Raw genomic sequence first — 472 nt, forward strand, 5'->3', positions numbered from 1 at the left:
CCCCCTAACACTTAGCACTCATCGTTTACGGCGTGGACTACCAGGGTATCTAATCCTGTTTGATCCCCACGCTTTCGCACATCAGCGTCAGTTACAGACCAGAAAGTCGCCTTCGCCACTGGTGTTCCTCCATATCTCTGCGCATTTCACCGCTACACATGGAATTCCACTTTCCTCTTCTGCACTCAAGTTTTCCAGTTTCCAATGACCCTCCACGGTTGAGCCGTGGGCTTTCACATCAGACTTAAAAAACCGCCTACGCGCGCTTTACGCCCAATAATTCCGGATAACGCTTGCCACCTACGTATTACCGCGGCTGCTGGCACGTAGTTAGCCGTGGCTTTCTGATTAGGTACCGTCAAGACGTGCACAGTTACTTACACGTATGTTCTTCCCTAATAACAGAGTTTTACGATCCGAAGACCTTCATCACTCACGCGGCGTTGCTCCGTCAGGCTTTCGCCCATTGCGG

The 472-nt window shown here is 51.3% G+C and carries 1 rRNA gene; it reads right to left on the minus strand.

Annotated features, from left to right (window positions below):
* Positions 1-472, minus strand: a 16S ribosomal RNA gene (locus CD127_RS05060); the annotation flags it as partial.

It is taken from the genome of Staphylococcus petrasii (assembly GCF_002902565.1).
GTDB lineage: Bacteria > Bacillota > Bacilli > Staphylococcales > Staphylococcaceae > Staphylococcus > Staphylococcus petrasii.